Source organism: Acinetobacter sp. SFB, from assembly GCF_001647545.1.
Taxonomy (GTDB): Bacteria; Pseudomonadota; Gammaproteobacteria; order Pseudomonadales; family Moraxellaceae; genus Acinetobacter.
The window spans coordinates 98,225-117,216 of record NZ_LSZH01000018.1 but is presented as its reverse complement, the minus strand read 5'-3'; the positions used below and the strand labels follow the sequence as shown (position 1 = coordinate 117,216).

At 41.0% G+C, this 18,992-nt stretch carries 15 protein-coding genes, 1 pseudogene and 1 riboswitch; of the genes and pseudogenes, 9 read left to right on the top strand and 7 right to left on the bottom strand.

The genetic code is table 11. From position 1 onward, the window contains the following. Positions 1-46: 46 nt before the first annotated feature. Positions 47-1,081: an AraC family transcriptional regulator gene (locus AY606_RS15535; RefSeq protein WP_067870620.1), complete on the bottom strand. Its 1,035-nt coding sequence runs from the start codon at positions 1,079-1,081 to the stop codon at positions 47-49. Between the two features lie 135 nt (positions 1,082-1,216). Here AY606_RS15535 and AY606_RS15530 point away from each other — a divergent pair, with 135 nt between their 5' ends. Further along, positions 1,217-2,095 (top strand): metal-dependent hydrolase, encoded by an 879-nt coding sequence (locus tag AY606_RS15530; protein WP_067870618.1) that lies wholly within the window; start codon positions 1,217-1,219, stop codon positions 2,093-2,095. A gap of 75 nt (positions 2,096-2,170) precedes the next feature. On the opposite strand, the gene AY606_RS15525 is transcribed toward AY606_RS15530, so the two are convergent. The 4 genes from AY606_RS15525 to AY606_RS15510 all read right to left on the bottom strand — a co-directional run bounded on the left by AY606_RS15525 (position 2,171) and on the right by AY606_RS15510 (position 6,137). Continuing rightward, positions 2,171-3,163, bottom strand: coding sequence for a DUF2804 domain-containing protein (locus AY606_RS15525; protein WP_067870616.1), 993 nt, complete (start codon positions 3,161-3,163; stop codon positions 2,171-2,173). A 172-nt stretch (positions 3,164-3,335) separates the two neighbouring features. Beyond that, a complete protein-coding gene (locus tag AY606_RS15520; RefSeq protein ID WP_067870614.1) occupies positions 3,336-3,854 on the bottom strand; it encodes a DUF1543 domain-containing protein in 519 nt (172 codons plus the stop codon). A gap of 413 nt (positions 3,855-4,267) precedes the next feature. Further along, complete coding sequence (trpB, locus tag AY606_RS15515) at positions 4,268-5,512, bottom strand: tryptophan synthase subunit beta (protein ID WP_067870612.1); 1,245 nt, start codon at positions 5,510-5,512, stop codon at positions 4,268-4,270. Then, on the bottom strand, positions 5,493-6,137 hold the full coding sequence (locus AY606_RS15510; protein WP_067870610.1) for a phosphoribosylanthranilate isomerase: 645 nt from the start codon (positions 6,135-6,137) through the stop codon (positions 5,493-5,495). The genes trpB and AY606_RS15510 overlap by 20 nt, the downstream gene beginning before the upstream one ends. Before the next feature lie 154 nt (positions 6,138-6,291). Beyond that, positions 6,292-6,496, top strand: a riboswitch (cobalamin riboswitch). A 37-nt stretch (positions 6,497-6,533) separates the two neighbouring features. Between AY606_RS15510 and AY606_RS15505 the strand changes: the two genes are divergently transcribed. From AY606_RS15505 to AY606_RS15480, 6 genes and pseudogenes are all read left to right on the top strand, one after another. Then, the gene (locus AY606_RS15505; RefSeq protein ID WP_067870608.1) at positions 6,534-8,414 is read left to right on the top strand and encodes a TonB-dependent receptor plug domain-containing protein; all 1,881 of its coding nucleotides are present in this window, start codon (positions 6,534-6,536) and stop codon (positions 8,412-8,414) included. A 96-nt stretch (positions 8,415-8,510) separates the two neighbouring features. Next, positions 8,511-9,089 carry a cob(I)yrinic acid a,c-diamide adenosyltransferase gene (locus AY606_RS15500; protein WP_067870606.1) on the top strand — a complete coding sequence of 193 codons (579 nt, stop codon included), beginning with the start codon at positions 8,511-8,513 and terminating at the stop codon, positions 9,087-9,089. 319 nt (positions 9,090-9,408) lie between these two features. After that, positions 9,409-10,128, top strand: coding sequence for a glycerophosphodiester phosphodiesterase (locus tag AY606_RS15495; protein ID WP_067870604.1), 720 nt, complete (start codon positions 9,409-9,411; stop codon positions 10,126-10,128). A 341-nt stretch (positions 10,129-10,469) separates the two neighbouring features. Continuing rightward, positions 10,470-11,636, top strand: a complete 1,167-nt coding sequence (locus AY606_RS15490) for an acyl-CoA desaturase (RefSeq protein WP_067870602.1) — start codon at positions 10,470-10,472, stop codon at positions 11,634-11,636. 101 nt (positions 11,637-11,737) lie between these two features. Beyond that, entirely contained in the window at positions 11,738-13,183 is a 1,446-nt protein-coding gene (locus tag AY606_RS15485; RefSeq protein ID WP_067870600.1) for a protein adenylyltransferase SelO, read from the top strand. A 91-nt stretch (positions 13,184-13,274) separates the two neighbouring features. Further along, positions 13,275-13,636, top strand: a pseudogene (locus AY606_RS15480) (MmcQ/YjbR family DNA-binding protein). A gap of 45 nt (positions 13,637-13,681) precedes the next feature. Here AY606_RS15480 and AY606_RS15475 read toward each other — a convergent pair. Then, positions 13,682-14,368, bottom strand: a complete 687-nt coding sequence (locus tag AY606_RS15475) for a response regulator (protein ID WP_081406183.1) — start codon at positions 14,366-14,368, stop codon at positions 13,682-13,684. A 13-nt stretch (positions 14,369-14,381) separates the two neighbouring features. Next, complete coding sequence (gene baeS / locus AY606_RS15470) at positions 14,382-16,043, bottom strand: sensor histidine kinase efflux regulator BaeS (RefSeq protein WP_067870598.1); 1,662 nt, start codon at positions 16,041-16,043, stop codon at positions 14,382-14,384. A 137-nt stretch (positions 16,044-16,180) separates the two neighbouring features. Here baeS and AY606_RS15465 point away from each other — a divergent pair, with 137 nt between their 5' ends. After that, positions 16,181-16,828, top strand: coding sequence for a hypothetical protein (locus AY606_RS15465; protein WP_067870596.1), 648 nt, complete (start codon positions 16,181-16,183; stop codon positions 16,826-16,828). 297 nt (positions 16,829-17,125) lie between these two features. Next, positions 17,126-18,928 carry an acyl-CoA dehydrogenase C-terminal domain-containing protein gene (locus AY606_RS15460; RefSeq protein WP_067870595.1) on the top strand — a complete coding sequence of 601 codons (1,803 nt, stop codon included), beginning with the start codon at positions 17,126-17,128 and terminating at the stop codon, positions 18,926-18,928. Positions 18,929-18,992: the final 64 nt, after the last annotated feature.

The window sequence follows — 18,992 nt, the reverse complement described above, 5'->3', positions numbered from 1 at the left end:
TTTCAGTAGAGATTTTAAAAGCGATCCAAGTGGGTCGCTTTTTTTATCACTCAGCTGATGCTTTTAACTGTTGTTTTCTGTGCAATAAGGTTTGGCCGCTAAAGGCTTTATAAGCCCGTGCCAAGGCAGACTGATCTGAGTAGCCCAATTGCATGGCAATATCGCTCAGTGGTATCTCCTTCTGTAGCAATTGTTCACAGCGCTTCATACGCTCCATCTCAACAATCCTCTTAAAAGAGCAGTTGAGGTCGTTCAATTGCCGTTGCAGTGTCCGCGCAGAGACATGCAATTCATTCGCAATCTGCTCAATTTTGGGCACACTCTTTTGCACACGTAAATACTCCGCTACTCTCATATGAATATGCTGATCTAAATTTTCATACCGCGGCTTGGAAGCAATGGCTTCTTCTGCCTGGCGCAGTAAAAGTTGCATTAAAGAAGGGTCAGCCAGTTCTGATTTTAAATCCAGACTGTCCGAACTAATCACAAAAGAATATTGGGCATGACCAAAGCCAACTTCACAGCCAAAAAACTTTTCATAATGATAGCGCGCCATCTGAGGTGTAGGCGCAAACTGCATACTCAGCAATTGCAAAGAGGCAGGGAAAATCTGCTTGGCCAAATGTGCCATACATGCTGCCGTCAGCTCATTAATCATTGCATATCGTGCATCATGTAGCGGCCAAGAGAGATAAATCTTTTTATCCTGATGCAGCAGTTGCATAGGAATCACTGCTGCGCCATCAATCACCAGACGGCTAAAACGAATAATGTTGTGCAAGGCTTCCGCCACGCTATTACTCCGTGAGGCCATATAGCCCAACACACCAAAATGTTCAGGACGAATCAACCGAGCCATTTCCAAAACCAGTTCTGGGCAATGTAAGTGTTGACGGGTAAGTTCTACTACCTCTAAAAAAAATGAATAGGTCGATTGCGAATCAATCGGCAAGGACAAGACATGACGCAATGGGATGTGATGCTGTTGCAGAAAGGGTAAGGCAAAAATATCCATACCTTGCTGCAGCAAATACATATTTAGCAGCTGAAAATAACCATTGGGAATCTGCAGTTCTTGCACAATTTATCCTTATTTTTTTGACATTTTAAATTTTCATCTTGTCGTGAAATGTATAAAAAATGGCAAGTCCTGTCAAAACAAAATTAAAAAAGCCCGACATACTGTAATTCTCCAAGGCGATTTAAGTAAAATAAAATGAATGCTCTTGCCCAATACCACGTCGAACCTGTAGTTCGCAGCAATCTTGATTTTAAACTGCATGAAGTGCCGCGTTTCTGGTTTGGAGGTGATCCCTTTATCACTCGGGTATTTGATGCCCTCAGCCTGACCTTTCCGGATGGGGAACGTTATTTTATTCAGTCTGTGCGTCTATTCCGCGATCAAATTACCGATCCGAATTTAAAACTTCGGGTTGCAGATTTTATTCGTCAAGAAGCGCAGCACGGTATCGCGCATGAAAAAATGAATCAGGTCATGAAAGAGCAAGGCATGCCAGTCGATCAATTCATTCAGCGTTTAAATAAAATTTTTAAATTCGAACTGGAAAAACGCTCACCTCAATACAACATTGCCATGACGGCGGCAGCTGAGCATTTAACTGCGCTGATGGCAGAAACTTTTTACAGTCATAAAGAAACCTTGCGTGATGCACATCCCTATGTTCGTGCCCTGTTGGCATGGCATGCGATTGAGGAAATGGAACATCGTGATGTGGCATTTGATGTCATGAAACAGGTGGGTAATGTGCCTGAAACCACACGCAAATTTACCCTGGCGTGGACAACCACATTAATGTTTGGTTTTACCCTTTATCGCGCCAACGTAATGTTAAAATATGATGGTTTTACGCCTTTGCAGCGTCTGCAAATGAACATTCGCGGCCTACCCTGGTTTTTTGGTAAAAACGGCAAGCTGAGCAAAATGAGCAAGCAATATCGTGACTGGTTTAACAAAGATTTCCATCCAAGTCAGCATCCAATTATCGCGCAGTATGATATCTGGATCAAAACCTTGGAACAAACCGGTGATCCAATCCAAGCGGGTGAGGCTTTTTGGCAGGCAGCTAAAGACTAAAGCGTCTTGTTTGAGTTTAAAAACGACCAAGTCCAGATGAGTCTAGACTTGGTTTAATTGTTTTTATCTTTTTTATTACCACTTGGCATAATGCTGTTCCAACAAGCCATATTCGTTTAACATTACAATTTCCTGATCATCCTGCTGAATGGTTCCGCTAATTTTGGCTTGCCATTGACTAAACTGACTGCCGACCAGTCTTAAATTCAGATTTTCATAGCGTCGCCAGCCCGTTTTCACATCCAAATTCAATTTTTCATCCAGTGAGCGAATGGTCCAATGATCATCACCCTGATGCTGAAATAAAATATCGCTTAACGGATGTAAAACCCCATTGATCCACAAGCAGTTTTCGTTGCCAAAACTTTCATTTACGCCTGAAGCCAAATTCAATCCGATACGATTATTATGGGCATCCCAAAAATTACAGGATAACCAGAACCAAGCTGTTTCTGGACGTAAAAAACCACAGGTATCATCGAGTGAGGCAAAAGTTTTTTCATGAAACTGTATGGTTTGACCCTGTTTATTAATAAAAAAGCCTTCACAGCCCAAAGTCGTGAGTTTTTGGGTGTAGGTCCAGCCATTAATTCCCGTCGGGCTACACATGCTTAAAGGATCTGTGCCTGCACAAAAGATTCGTGCACTCAGCTTAATTTCACCATGTTTGGTCACATGGATATAACGCACGCCATTGGCATGCTGAATATCAATTTGAAAAGGTGATTTGGAGAAAAAACTTTGGTTATAAAGCGGCTGCTCATCAACCGCAGTATGCCGTGACAAAAGATTAATTGCGTTCCATTCTAAAACTTCAGCGCGCTGATGATCATAGATATAGAAAAAACCATGCCCTGCCCATGCAATATCAGCTATGGCCAAACCAATGGTGTAATGTTCATGTTGAATGCAGCAGAATTTAAATTTTTTATACTTTAATCGCTTGCGCCAACCCGTTAAAACCTTTCCATAAGGTGTTTTATACTGGTATTTATTTAAATCAATGGTCTTTGGGAGAGTACTAAAACGTCCATAATGCGGTTGTCCATTTGATTGAATCAAATCCATTTATCAAATTCCATCTAGCCAAGAGATCACAAATCCTTAATCTTATTATGCCTATATAACTCGAACTTAAAAGTATCAAAAGCATCTTTTCATCGAAAATATACAAAAAATTATATTATTCCCAGATGTTTGATATTTTATAAATATAATTTATTAATCAAAGAGATATAAATCAGTAAGCAGATAACATTAAATAGGTATTTTCCCAACTGTTCCCTTTAAATTCACCTTGCACCAATTGTACATAACGACCATGCACCTGATCGATTGCAATACAGTCATCTACCTCTAAAACACGGTCAGTATGCTGTTTTTGCCAATGCTGTGCAAAGTAAGCTTTACCACGTTGTTTTGCCAGCATGGCATTTTGTGCCACCACTAAAATATAGCGATGCAATTCACCAAATTCACGCGCATCATACCCACCCAAATTAATTAAAAACAGCTTTTGTTCGGATGAATTTGGCTGTGCGTTACTGAATTGGATTTGATATTTTTCACCCTCAAATTCCACGCCATTAATTTGTGCCCAAGCATCAATATGCAAGCCTTTTTGTTCCCCGAACCATGCAGTTTTAAGTTGAGGATAGGTCTCTTCTAATGAGTCTCCCACGGCGAGTACCACATCATGAACTTCAGTATTGGCACGTGTATGACGACCGCCAAGCATGACGATAAATAAGCTAGGCATAACATTCCCTAAAATAATCTAATTACTTAAAACTTCTATTTGATCCACGTTAGTGTTATTCGCAATTGTTCGAGTCCAACCTTAATCTGCTAAAAATGTTGCTGCGAAGCATTATTTCTCTCCAAGTCTATGACGGGTTTTGCGATGAGGTGTACTGAGCCGTAAGGTGCCTTTCTTGCGAACTCCAAATATAGAGATCTTCATAACCACAAAGTTGAATTTGACTTGAGTTTTCAGTCCTAGCGAGTAGATTACTTTGGTTTCGACAAAAGTAACAAAACCATTTTATTGAAAGGCAAGTATTCTAAATTTTATACTGATTTAAGTAAAAAAAATCGTGCTGAATTAATCCAACACGATTCTATAATTCATACTCTGCAAACCCCTCCTAAGGAAGAGGCTTATAAAAGAATTTACATCTCAACCATCTCAACACCATCAATACGCGCAACAGTCATCAAGTCCTTATCGCCACGACCTGAAACAGTCGCAATAATAATTTGATCTTTAGACATCGTTGGCGCAAGTTTAGTCACATACGCCATGGCATGTGCACTTTCAAGCGCCGGAATAATCCCTTCAATCTGGGTTAAATCCCGGAAACCTTGCAGCGCTTCATTGTCGGTGATTGGCACATAATTGACCCGTTGCATATCTTTCAAGAAGCTATGTTCAGGACCGACACCCGGATAATCCAAGCCCGCAGAGATCGAATGCGTTTCAATAATCTGACCTTGTTCATCCGACATCAAGTAAGTGCGATTACCATGCAGTACGCCAACATGACCTGCATTGAGGGGTGCAGAATGACGACCCGTTTCAATGCCATCTCCTGCTGCTTCCACGCCATACATTTTCACATCTTCATCATTTAAAAATGGATAGAACAAGCCCATCGCATTTGAACCACCACCCACGCACGCCACTAAAGCATCGGGTAAGCGGCCGGCTTGTTCCTGAATTTGCTTACGCGCTTCACGGCCAATAATCGACTGGAAATCACGAACCAGTTGCGGATACGGATGTGGACCCGCAACAGTACCAATAATATAATAAGTGCTGTCTACATTGGTGACCCAATCACGCATTGCTTCGTTCATGGCATCTTTAAGGGTTTTTGAGCCGCTTTGTACAGGCATGACAGTCGCACCCAACAAACGCATACGGTACACGTTCATGGCCTGACGTTTAACGTCGTCTGCACCCATGAATACCACACACTCAAGCCCTAAACGTGCAGCAATGGTTGCAGTTGCTACACCATGCTGACCTGCGCCAGTTTCTGCAATAATCCGTTTTTTACCAGAAAGTTTGGCAAGTAATGCCTGACCGATGGTGTTATTAATTTTGTGCGAACCGGTATGATTCAGGTCTTCACGCTTTAGATAAATTTGCGCACCACCCAACTCTTTTGACCATCGTTCAGCATGATAAAGTGGACTAGGACGACCTACATAGTAGGCTAAATCACGGTCGAATTCTGCCAAAAACTGTGCATCATTTTTCATGCGGAAATAGAGTTTTTCTAAATCCTCTAATGCTGCCATCAGTGTTTCTGACACAAAACGTCCGCCATGGATACCGAAATGCCCACGCTCATCGGGGAATTGGGTATAGTCAGTCACCTGATCTTTCTGATTAACAGTTTGCTGATCCACGCTGGACTCCTTGCATAAAGTGTTCAATGAGTTGTTGGTCTTTTATACCTTTAGCGGATTCTACGCCTCCGCTGACATCTACTGCATAAGCCCTAGTCGTCTTTATAGCGTCTTCAATATTTTCAGGTTTTAAACCACCTGCCAAAATTAAAGGAACATTCAGTTTCGGGAACTGCGACCAGTCAAACTGGTGCCCTGTTCCACCTTTTAGCTCAGGATGCCAAGCATCTAATAATACTGCGCTTGCACCTGCATGTTGATAGTTTTTTATGGCTTTTATAATATCTAGCTCAGGTTTAACCTGAATGGCTTTATACCAACGGCATTTGAATTGTACTGCAATCTGCTGACATTGTTCTGCGGTTTCATCCCCATGGAACTGCACCATATCCAAAGGTATTTGTTCTAGAACCTGTGTAATTTCGTCAGCGGTTGCATTCACAAATAATCCTACAATTTGTACATAAGCCGGGACATGCTTTGCCAATTCTTTCGCTTGTTCGATGGTTACACTTCGTGGACTGGGTGCATAGAAGACAAATCCAATCGCATCCACCCCTGCATTGACAGCAGAATGTATATCTTCTATTCGTGTTATTCCACAAATTTTGGCACGGGTTCGCATACACTTCGCTCTAATTCTTGGGCTTAAACTTTACCCGATTCATAAACAGTCTATAAATATGGGCCGAATCATTGTAATGCAATTTTAAAAGCTTGAGTAAAGTTCATCCGGAATAATATTGACATGATTGTCTAATGCATACACAAACCTTATACTGCGCGCAATTGCAACGAGTCCAAGCTCAGGCTTTAGGGAAGTTGGTGAGAATCCAACACTGCCCCCGCAACGGTAAAATGAACAACATATCTTTATAAGCTCTCACTTACACCACTGCAGAAATGTGGGAAGGTGGATATGCCAATATTGAATATCAATATTTATATTTAAGTCCGGAAACCTGCTTGTTGCTCCTTTAACTCAATCATTCACGGGGGGTGAATGTATGGAGCTTAAATTATGACGATTAAATTTCAGCCTACAGCTTTAGTGGGCGCAATCGCTATTGCGATGGGTTTCTCTGCATCTGTCTCTGCACAAGACAACACGACAACAGTGAATGCTTCTTTAGACACGTTAGTGGTTACTGCAACACGCTCTGAACAAAAGATTAAAGATGTGCCTGCACGTATTTCAATTATTGAACCTAAAAAAATAGAACAATCACCGATCGCTGAATTACCGCACTTACTTATGAGTGATGCATCTATTGATATGATGCAGTATGGTGGTTATGGCCAAGCTGCTTCAATTTTTACTCGTGGTACAAACTCTACCCACACTCTCGTTCTACGTGATGGCGTCCGTCTAAATACCGGGTCTGCTGGTTCTGCCTCATTAGCCTTTATTGATACTACCGATATTAAACAAATTGAAGTCCTCAAAGGCCCTGCATCTGTATTGTATGGGACAGATGCGATTGGTGGTGTCGTTCACCTGGTCACTAAGACTCCAGAAAAAACAGGGGCTTTTATTACTGGTGAAATCGGCGAGCATAAAACCTATAAATCTGTAGTTGGTGCTGATCTGGCTGAAAATGGTGTCTATGCACAAATTCGTGGTCAACATCTGGAATCTGATGGCACTCAAGTTACGGATTTTAAAAATTCGAATGTCAAAACTGGTGCATATGATCAAGAAGGTTTTAGTGCAAAATTTGGTATTGAACAAAAGCAATATGCTGCATCTATAGATTATTCACAAAATGAAGGTACTTCCATCTATACAGATGGTATTTTTAATCCTTCCTATACTCAATTACTTAGTTTAATCAATAAATCACAAGATTTTAAAAATGAAAGTATTAATTTAAAAGGTCGGGTAAATCTCAACGATACAATTTCAGTCAATGCTCGTGTCTCGCAGTTTAAAGATGAGCTTTCTCAAAATGAAGCTGCTGATTTTATTCATAATAAAACTCAAGAAGCAGAATTATATTCTAAATGGCAATTTACACCTCATCAAAATGTGATGGCTGGTGTTTCACATCGAGATACTGAAACTGATTTACTTTCTGAAGGTTGGACTACAGTTCAATATGATAAAGATGTGAGCAGTACGGGATATTTTATCCAACATCAATATCAAAACAATAAATTGAGTACTCAAGCAGGTCTTCGTGTAGAAGATCATGAAACTTTTGGCACACATACTGTGGGTCAAGTTGCAGCACGATATCAAATTCTCCCCGTAACAAGCATTTATACCAATATTGGGACAGCTTTCCGCGCTCCAACAAATAATGACCTTTATGCGATTGGTTGGGGAGCAAATCCTGATCTAAAACCCGAAGAAAGTATTTCTTATGAAATTGGTTTAGACCAAAAAATTACAGATAATCTTACAGTGGGACTATCTGCATATCGCAATGAAGTTGAAGACTTAATTACTTATATTACTGATCCAGTAACATTTGAAGGTCAATTATTTAATGTTAAAAAAGCGACTTTTACCGGTGGTGAATTCAATTTAAACTGGACACAAGATGATCTACTTTTAGATCTTTCTTATGCTTATGTTCAGCCTAAAGATAAAAGTAACGAACAAGATTTAAGCCGTCGCTCACGTCAAAGTTTGACCTTAACTACAGGTTTACAAAACGAGGTTTATGGCATTAGTACATCTTTATCTGCCAAATCTAAACCTAAAAATGGATCAGGTGTAACAGGTTATGCCACTGTAGATGTAAATACCTACTGGAATATCAATCCTCATGTGAAACTATTTGCAAACATTGAAAATATTGGTGATGTGCAATATAAAAATGCGTCATATGGCGGTAATCACTTTTATGTCAACGGTGGCCGTTTAGCTTCTGCTGGGTTGACATTCAAATACTAATTTCAGCCAAGTTTAAGTAAATACTTTTGTAGGATAATGTCATGCCTATGGCATTATCCTTTTTATATTCAGAGATCAAAAATTTAAGGAATTCAAATGGGCCACCGTTTAAGTAAAATTTATACCCGTACCGGCGACTCTGGCACAACTGGACTAGGCGATGGTTCTCGTGTCGCCAAAGATGATTTACGTATTGCTGCTTTAGGCGATGTCGATGAACTGAATTCTTGCATCGGGATCTTACGTTCACAAATTGCAGTTAGCTCGATAGAAGATAAAGCACCGTGGGATAAATCGCTTAGCCTGATTCAGCACTGGTTATTCGATTTGGGCGGGGAAGTCTGTATTCCAAACTACAACATGGTGCTACCTGTTTCAGTTGAATTTCTGGAAAATGAAATTGACCGGATGAATGAAGCTTTACCAATGCTGAAAGACTTTATTTTACCTGCCGGCACACTTTCATGCAGCTATGCACATCAAGCTCGTTCCGTATGCCGCCGTGCTGAACGTAGCCTGTTGACGGTACAGAACCGCGATCAAAATATTCAGGCCACTTCATTGCAACTTTTAAACCGTCTTTCTGACTGGTTATTTGTAGCCTCGCGTACTTTGCAACGTGCTGAAGGCGGATCTGAAGTACTGTGGCAGAAAAATATTAATGAGACGATCTGAATTTCGCTTCATAAATATAGTTAAATAAAATAATTCATTGTTGGATTGATATTCAATCTGATAGGCGAAAATATCATACGCTGCTGATCGAGACAGGACATTCTCTTAAAAGCCTTGTTTCTGTGACGCTATAAATTTGCACCGGAAGTGAACGAGTTCAGCGCTGAGGAGCAATATTCCGCAAGATGATTTCCTTGCGCAGTGTTGCTTCTGGTTTTTCCGAAAGAAAAGTAAGCTATGAACTCCTTTCCCACTATTACAAAGAGTAAGACGCCGCTGTAATATCTGAGGTTAAAAGAAAGCATATCGAGAATATTGAATGAGAATCATCGGACATCGTGGTGCACGTGGTGAAGCCCCCGAAAACACACTTGGCGGCTTTCAATATATTCATGACTTGGGAGTTTGGGCCGTTGAATTTGACGTTCGCCAGCTTAAAGATGACGAACTTGTGATCATGCACGATGACAATTTTCTGCGTACCACAGGCATCGATAAAAATATTTACCAATGTTCCAGTTCTGAATTACAGTCCTATAACCAAGCGTCGATTTGGTTAGACTGGAAAAACTTTGAAGTAACCCCCACCCTGCAACAATCGCTTAAAATTATGCAGGATTTTGAGCATATTGAAGTTGAAGTCAAAGCGGTTGCAACAATGGCGGAAGCTGAGAAACTAGTTTTAGAATTACAAAAACAATTACAGGGTTTTGAACAAACTGCAGTGATCACCAGTTTCGATTTAAAAATTCATCAGGCCTTAAAACAGCAGTACTCGATCTTTAAACGTGGTCTACTGGTTGAAGAAGACATTAAAGAACGTGCCATCGAGCAGGCTTTGGAACTGGGTTGCTGTCAAATTGGCTGGATGAATCAATTGGCTACAGATGAAATTATTCAAGCCACCCAAAAAGCGGATTTAAACATCAGTGTATGGACGGTGAATGATATTGAACGCGCCCGGCATCTGCAAAGCTTAGGCATTGAGGGATTGATTACTGATTTTCCTAAAATGATGCTGCAACACTTATCAGGATAAGGTCACAAGAGAAGAAAATAGTGTCCTCAAATTGAAGCAAAAAAATGGAGGGAATTTGATAATTCCAAGCAGAACAATCTCTTAATCTATTGTTCAAATATCGTTTTTTAAACTTTATCGTAGATCTATAAATAAGAGGTCTAAGTCTTCGATAAAATCAATCAACATAAACCAGTATTCTGTTACTGTTTAGTACAATACACCTGTAGAATAATGCTAGTTAATATTTGTTCGCTCATGCTAATATTGAAAAAATCTTAATCCTTACAAACTGTATTGAATTAAGAAATTCTTATACTTTACTTTTACCTTTTTAAAAGGTTCTAGGAGTGCTGTTGGAGATGAATGCTCCCCTACCCAAAGCCCCAATTAACTGGATTGCAATGTTCGCACTGGTACTTTTACCCATTGTGGCTGCAATCGCTATTCCTCTATATGCTTATCATCATGATTTTAGCTTAGGCGCATGGATCAGCTTATTTGTACTACTCGGTGTGAGTAGTTTAGGGATTACTGCGGGTTACCACCGCTTATGGGCACATCGTGCTTATGAAGCAACCTTGCCATTAAAAATTATTTTAATGCTTATGGGTACTTTTGCCGTCCAAAATAGCATTTTGTTCTGGGCTTCAGGTCACCGTACCCATCATCGTCACGTTGATGATATCGAACAAGACCCATATTCAATTAATAACGGCTTTTGGTATGCGCATATTGGATGGATGCTTCGCAACTATCCCGCAGCAGAAGCAAACTATAAAAATGCACCAGATCTGTTAAATGACAAAGTGGTGATGTTCCAAGACAAGTATTATGTTCCTTTGGTTATTGCTGTACATGCCGTGATTCTTACTACTGTAGGCTGGGCAGTTGGCGATATGTGGGGCGTATTGTTACTGGGTGGTTTACTGCGCCTGATCTTGAGCCATCATGTCACCTTCTTCATTAACTCACTCTGCCACATGTGGGGCAAACGTCCATATACTGACGAAAATACTGCACGTGACAATTTCGTTTTAGCGATTGCAACTTGGGGTGAGGGTTATCATAACTATCATCACATCTTCCAGTATGACTACCGAAATGGTGTGAAATGGTGGCAGTATGATCCAACGAAATGGCTGATCTGGTCATGTTCAAAACTTGGTTTAGCCAAGAACTTACGTCGTATTCCAAGCTTTAATATTAAAAAAGCAGAATTGGCGATGCGCTTTAAATATGCTGAACAGGATTTGGCAGTTTATGGTCATAATGTCAATGAAGATATGGCGACAGCAAAACTCCGTATTGCACAGGAATATGAAGCATTTACCCACACATTAAATGACTGGGCAAAGCTGAAAGAACAAGAAATTCAAGCGAAAAAAGCCTCCGTTGCTGAAAAAATTCACCAAATCGACAGCAAACTTAAAGTTGATTTTCAATTGGTTGAACAGCGTCTTTCACATCATCGCAATACCTTAAAAATTCTGATGCGCAATATTAAAAAGAACACTATTTCCGAGTAAAATCTGATTCAATATAAAGCCCCATTCTTGGGGCTTTATTTATTTTGACCGTTTAAATTTGCTATAGTGATCTCATCTCTCCCCACTATTTAGATTGTCCTATGCAATTTAATCCGCGTTATTCCTCGCTCAATCCCAAGCTTTTCCACCATCAAATGCCGGTTCCCTTAAAAGGAGCAAAAGCCGGTCATTTTAATGAGGCGCTGGCGGACGAATTACAGTGGTCAGATGAAGATAAAGCTCAATGGGTTGAAATCTGTAGTGGACAAAAAACTTTTGCTGAATTTGAACCTCTGGCGATGGTTTACGCAGGACATCAGTTTGGACAATGGGCAGGACAACTGGGTGATGGGCGCGGTTTACTGATTGCACAAATTCTAGATAAAAACAATCAAACCATCGACCTGCATTTAAAGGGTGCAGGTTCAACACCTTACTCGCGTATGGGCGATGGTCGTGCAGTTTTACGTTCAGTCATTCGTGAATATCTGGCAGGTCATGCACTCAATGCGTTGGGTGTTGCATCCAGCAATGCCGTTGGCTTCACCTCTTCAACCCAAGGCATACAGCGCGAAACAATGGAAGCTGGGGCAATGATGCTGCGTACTTCAGACTGCCATATCCGCTTTGGTCATTTCGAATGGATTAATCAGTATCAACCTGAGTTACTGCCTCAGTTCGTGGAAAAATGTATTGAATGGCATTATCCAGAATGTCTCGAGGCTGAACAGCCTGTTTTGGCTTTTGCAACTAAAGTCATCCAGCGTACTGCAGTGATGATTGCCAAATGGCAACTGGTCGGATTTGCGCATGGTGTGATGAATACGGATAATCTGAATATTACAGGATCAACGCTCGACTTCGGACCTTATGGTTTTATGGAGCGTTTCCGTCCGAACTGGATTAACAATCATTCAGATTATCAAGGACGCTATACCTATCAGCAACAACCTAGTATTGGTCATTGGAATTTATGGACTTGGCTAAACAACCTTATTGCGCTAAAAAAAGATTCTAGTGAGAAACAACAGTTCAAAGAAGATTTAGCTCAATGTCTGGAACATTTTGAAGCGACTTTTTTGGAACATTATACTCTTAGGCTATGTCAAAAGATGGGACTACCTAACTTCCATAAAGACAGTTTTGATTGTGGTATGGTTTTCCTGCGAATTCTGCAAAGTGAACAGCTCGACTACACCCAAAGTTTTATTCGACTTCAGAACAAAGAATTTGAAGTGATTAAAGATGACTGTCTAGACCGACACCAGTTTGACAGTTTCTTGGCTCAGTATGAAAGTATTCGAGCACATCAGAATACTGATGAATTGGATGCTGAAATGTTTAACGCCAATCCGCAATATATTTTACGCAACCATATGGCGCAGAAAGCGATTGAGCTGGCTGCACGGGATGATTTTTCGGAAGTAGATCGCTTGTTTAAATTGCTCAGCCATCCTTATACTCAACAGCCTGATTTAGAGCAGCCTGAAGATTTAGCACCCTTGCCGAGTGATGTACCGGAAGTGATGGTGAGTTGTTCATCTTAAGATTGATCAACAAAAACCTGTGAACTGTGGATAATTTCAGCATTATCCACAGTGCTATTTAAAATAGAAAAATCAAATCAAGTATTTAACCATGTGCTTACACCTTCTTGCTAGCCAGACTGCCCTCCAATTTCCTGAGGTTACTGTGACTCAGATGACTGTGACGTATTTAAGGTCATGGATAAAGTCTTTATGCTGAGTTTTCATTTAGAGGGTAAAGCAGCCATTAACTTAAAAGTCATTCCGGATGATGGTGCAATGCTGCGAGATATTTATCCCTATATTCGTGCAGGTTGGCATATGAATAAACAGCATTGGATTTCGGTTTATGAAGATGAAAATATGGATAAAGCTTTGGTTCAGGATTTAATACTGAACTCATATGATTTAGTGGTAAGCAAATTGAATAAAATGCAGCAAAAACGTATCACTCTATTAAAAACAGCTCCATAAAAAAAAGCGAACCATCTGGTTCGCTTTTTTACATTTTATTCTGAATCAATCTTCAGGATATTCAAAACGGTAACCCACTCCATACACTGCTTGAATCCATTCATGACGGTTACCGGTTTCAGCGGCATCGGAAATTTTACGGCGCAGGTTTTTAATATGGCTGTCAATCACGCGATCTGCAACATCAAAACTGTCAGGATTAATATGATCAAGCAATTGCGCACGTGAATAAACTTGTCCGACATGTTCCAAAAATAATTCTAATAAGCGGAATTCAGTTGGTGTTAAATTCAAGGTTTTTTGTTGATACCAAATGCGTTGCTGGGCTTTATCCATACGGAACAAGCTGTTTTGTTCAGGTTCTGCATGACGGTCCAAACGACGCAACACGGCTTGTACCCGAGCCACCAGTTCTTTCGGGCTAAAAGGTTTACAAATATAATCATCAGCCCCCATGTTCAAGCCCAGAACACGGTCAATTTCTTCAGTACGTGCAGTCACCATAATAATTGGCAAATCAGATTGTTCACGTACTTTACGGCAAATGGTCAAACCATCCATGCGTGGAACCATCAAGTCCAAAATCATCAAACTTGGTTTACGCTGAATAAAGCTGTCATACGCTTCTTGACCATCATGAAACATACTGACTTCAAAACCAGCCGCTTCCAGATAGTCTCGCACCAGTTGTGCAAGTTCAACTTCATCTTCAACCAGCATGACATGTTTCATGAATCTCATCCTTTTATTTATTTAACTGTTTTGGAAAAGTCAATTTGCAACGCAAACCACCTAATGGAGAATGTTCAAAACTCAACTTCCCACCCAATGCCTGCGCAATTTTACCAGATAATGCTAAACCTAACCCTGTACCGCCAGTACTACGGGTACGCGAATCATCAACGCGATAAAAACGCTCGCCTAAACGTGCCAGTTGTTCATCACTCAGTCCAAACGGACTATCATCGACAATCACGCTCCAATGGGTCGCGGATTGTTCGGTATGCACACGAACTTCCCCACCCGCTTCAGTATAACGAATACTGTTGCCGAGTAAGTTGACCATAATTTGTTTAAAACGATCTATATCTAATTGTAAATTTACACCTTCTCCCTGAACGAAAATAGAGAGATCGGCTTGAGCAAATTTGGGTTTAAAGTTTTCCACTTCTTGGAGTACGACATTCCAGGGATTTATTTCAGCCATATAGCAGGTTAGCTGCATGGCTTCAGCCTGTGCCAGATCTGCCAGATCTTGAGTCAGTTTTTTCAGGCTGGTCACCTGACGCAGCATGGATTCAAAATGTTCCGGCGTTGGTTTACGAATACCATCCTGCATCGCCTCAATTTGTGCTTGCAGTACCGCCAATGGTGTTTTTAATTCATGCGAGGTGTCGGCTACCCACTGACGGCGCGACTGTTCGTGCTGATCTAAAATCACCGCCAATTGGTTAATTTCATTGGATAAATCACCCAGCTCATCATTACGGTTAATTTTCACCTGATGCTGGTAATGCCCTTTGGTCAATTCACGGGTCGCATTGAGCAAGCGTTGAATCGGCTTTTTAAAATAGGTTGCCAACAATAACGCGGCAATTAAACTGCTTAAAAAAGTTAAGCCATACACCAGTAATAAATAGCGTTTTTGATTGCTAAAGAAATTGATACTGAGTGCATCATCTTGATCCAGTACCGGTTTTAATCCCAAATAACCGACAATTTTATTGTTCACCATAATTGGACGATAGGACACAGGAATATCGGATGGTTCACCCACCACAAACTGTTTGTTGGCATCATATAAGGATAATCGGGAACTTAGGCCCAAACGGTCAGGCATGGAAACAAATTGCTTTTTCTGTTTTGAATTAGTTGTTGAATTTGTTTGCGCCCCTGCATTTTTTTGAGGAGACCGAAACAAATTTTCATTAGAACTTAGGGGAAATTTAAGGCCTTCAAAGGGCTGATATTCAGAAGGTAAATTCAATTCTATTAAACGCAGTTCTTCTGCAGTTAAAATAGGTTTAGTTTGCCCAACTTTATCTAAACTGGATGAAGCATTGATTAAGGTGTTGTCCTGAAAATAGCGCTGTTGCATAGCAATGTCATATTGACGGCGTAACCACCAGCGTGACAACTTGTCATAATCATCAGGATCGGCCTTGCCCTCAATCTGCAAAATTTGAGCCTGAATCGCGTTGCCCCAGTCATGATAAACCGTATACACCCCAGCCAAATTATCAATGACATGATCCAGCTTTTGCATTTCGACATCCGCCACATATTTGGCAAAATTCTTTTGCATGGTCCAGTGCAATACCCCCAGGCTGACAGTCGTAATCACTAAAGTGGTGAGTAATACGGTCAAAAACAGGCGTAAGGCGATCGGAACACGGCGAATATTCAAAAGCAAAGTCTCAATATTTCTTCTCAATTGATTATTGTAACCAACACTGTCCCAAAAAACTCTTCATTGTTTCTACATCATTATTATTTATTATTAACCTATCGAAATTACATTATTTTTCATTGGAGATAAAAACAATGAATTCCATGACAAAAATTGCTTTAGTAAGTGCAAGTGTTCTAAGTATCGGTGCTTTAACTGCCTGTCAGTCTACAAATACGGTGAAAGATAAAGATAGCGACCAAGCTCGCATGATGCACGGCCATCAGCAAAAGCATGAGCGTAAAATGACGCCAGAACAACGTGAACAGTTCAAGCAAGTGCGTGCAGAACGCAAACAAATCGGTGAACAAATCAAACAGGCATGTGATGGCAAAGCTGTAGGTAGCGCAGTGCAAATCAATGCTGGCGATAAAACCATTGCCGGTACTTGCGTGATGACTTTTAAAGCTGACCAGCAAGCAATGAAAAAAATGCGTGCTGAACACGATCAAATGAAAGGTGAACATCGCCCAATGCGTGGCGACATGAAAGGCATGCGTATGCAACAGGGTGAGCCGTTGACGGATGCCAAACGTGCAGAATTGACCAAGCAATTCGATCAACGCCTGGCTGAACGTCAAGCCAAACAACAGGCCATCTTAAAAGCCTGTCAAGGTCAAGCAAATGGCAAAGCGGTTCAAATTAAAGTGGGTACTCAAACCATCAATGGTAAATGCGAAGTTCGCTTCCAGCCTAAGGCACCCCTAGCTGCTGCAGCTGCTCCAGTTAAATCTGCCGCATAAATAGTTCTAGCTAAATTTATAAAGACGCTTTCAAGCGTCTTTTTTATTGGACATAAAAATGTATCTATTTGACTATTTATGACATCGAATAAAGCATAAAAGCATTTACACTCAAGATACTTAGCAATTTCAAGGCAGAAATCTTTGACTTTACAGTCACTAAGAAAAAGCATGTAAACGCTTGTACCAACCCAGAAGATGTTGCACGATTAAGCCATACAAATACGTGTCATAGAAGGCACGTTCAAATGTTGATTAGGATTATAAGCTGGTTAAACCAGTATTGAGGAAACCGATATGCCACAATACAAAGCGCCCTTACGTGATATGCAATTCGTTCTCCATGAATTACTAAATTCTGAAGAACATTATGCAAAACTCCCTGCATTTCAAGAAACCGTAAGCCGTGAGTTGGTTGATCAATATTTAGAAGCTGCTGCTGACTTCTGTGAAAATGAACTTTCTCCTCTTAACCAAGTGGGCGACCGTGAAGGTTGTACTTGGAATGACGGTGTTGTAACAACGCCTACCGGCTTTAAAGAAGCATATAAAAAATATATCGAACTTGGCTTTCCATCGTTATCTGCTGAAGAGCAATATGGCGGTCAAGCTTTACCGAATTCTTTAGGCATTACCATTTCTGAAATGGTCGGTACTGCAAACTGGTCTTGGGGCATGTATCCGGGTCTTTCCCATGGTGCGGTACGTACTTTGGAACACCACGGTTCTCAAGAACAAAAAGACACTTACCTGCCTAAACTTGTTTCAGGTGAATGGACAGGCACCATGTGCTTGACTGAATCTCATGCAGGTTCTGACCTGGGTATTACCCGTACCAAAGCTGAACCAAATGCTGATGGCAGCTATGCAATCTCTGGCGAGAAAATCTTTATCTCTGCTGGTGAACACGACATGGCGGATAACATCATCCATATCGTTCTTGCTCGCCTTCCTGGCGCACCAAAAGGCACGAAAGGCATCTCGTTATTCATTGTTCCTAAATTCATTGTAAATGCAGATGGTTCAATGGGTGAACGTAATCCTGTACGTTGTGGTTCAATCGAACACAAAATGGGGATCCATGGTAACGCAACGTGTGTAATCAACTTTGATAAAGCTCAAGGCTTCTTGATTGGTCCTGAAAATCGTGGCCTAAACTGTATGTTCACCTTTATGAACAGTGCCCGTATTGGTACTGCTGTACAAGGTCTTGCTGCATCTGAAGCATCTTTCCAAGGTGCCCTTGCCTATGCCAAAGATCGTTTGGCGATGCGTTCACTTTCAGGTGTTAAAGCGCCAGAAAAAGAAGCTGATCCGATTATTGTTCACCCTGCTGTGCGTAACATGCTTTTAACTCAAAAAGCATATGCAGAAAGTGGTCGTGCACTGGTTTACCTGTTAGCTCAATATTCCGATGTGGTTGAACACGCTACCACTGAAGAAGAACGCAAATCTGCGGACAACCTGTTGTCTCTTCTTACCCCGATTGCTAAAGCATTCTTGACTGAAACAGGTTCTGAATCTGCAAAACATGGTGTACAGGTATTCGGTGGTCATGGCTTCATTTCTGAACATGGCATGGAACAGATTGTTCGTGATACACGTATTGCATGTCTTTACGAAGGAACGACTGAAATTCAGGCGCTTGACTTGTTAGGCCGTAAAGTTTTGGGTACTCAAGGTGCAATGTTGAAAGACTTCACCAAGATCATCCACAAATTTGCTGAAGCAAACAAAGACAATGCTGCAATGAAAGAATTTATTGAACCGCTTGCTGCTCTAAATAAAGAGTGGGGCGACTTGACCATGCAAATTGGTATGCGTGCAATGCAAAATCCGGATGAAGTCGGTGCAGCTGCGGTGGATTACCTGTACTTCTCGGGTTATGTAACCCTCGCTTATCTATGGGCTCGTATGGCGCTTCTCGCTCAAGAAACGCTTGCTGCAGGTACCACTGAAGTTGACTTCTACAACGCTAAAGTAACCACTGCGCGTTTCTACTTCAAAAAAATCCTTCCACGCGTACGTTCACACGTAGACGTGATTGCAGGTGGTGTAGACCCATTACTTGCTTTAGATGCTGAACATTTCGCATTTTAATTTATATCAAGTTTTAACTTGATCAACAGGAGAAGGACGGTCATTGATTTGGCAGTCCTTTTTC

Coding starts and splice junctions, on each gene's coding strand:
- AY606_RS15530 (WP_067870618.1), top strand. CDS start 1,217: ATGAATGCTCTTGCCCAATACCACGTCGAACCTGTAGTTCGCAGCAAT.
- AY606_RS15525 (WP_067870616.1), bottom strand. CDS start 3,163: ATGGATTTGATTCAATCAAATGGACAACCGCATTATGGACGTTTTAGT.
- AY606_RS15520 (WP_067870614.1), bottom strand. CDS start 3,854: ATGCCTAGCTTATTTATCGTCATGCTTGGCGGTCGTCATACACGTGCC.
- AY606_RS15510 (WP_067870610.1), bottom strand. CDS start 6,137: ATGCGAACCCGTGCCAAAATTTGTGGAATAACACGAATAGAAGATATA.
- AY606_RS15505 (WP_067870608.1), top strand. CDS start 6,534: ATGACGATTAAATTTCAGCCTACAGCTTTAGTGGGCGCAATCGCTATT.
- AY606_RS15500 (WP_067870606.1), top strand. CDS start 8,511: ATGGGCCACCGTTTAAGTAAAATTTATACCCGTACCGGCGACTCTGGC.
- AY606_RS15495 (WP_067870604.1), top strand. CDS start 9,409: ATGAGAATCATCGGACATCGTGGTGCACGTGGTGAAGCCCCCGAAAAC.
- AY606_RS15490 (WP_067870602.1), top strand. CDS start 10,470: ATGAATGCTCCCCTACCCAAAGCCCCAATTAACTGGATTGCAATGTTC.
- AY606_RS15485 (WP_067870600.1), top strand. CDS start 11,738: ATGCAATTTAATCCGCGTTATTCCTCGCTCAATCCCAAGCTTTTCCAC.
- AY606_RS15475 (WP_081406183.1), bottom strand. CDS start 14,368: ATGAAACATGTCATGCTGGTTGAAGATGAAGTTGAACTTGCACAACTG.
- AY606_RS15465 (WP_067870596.1), top strand. CDS start 16,181: ATGAATTCCATGACAAAAATTGCTTTAGTAAGTGCAAGTGTTCTAAGT.
- AY606_RS15460 (WP_067870595.1), top strand. CDS start 17,126: ATGCCACAATACAAAGCGCCCTTACGTGATATGCAATTCGTTCTCCAT.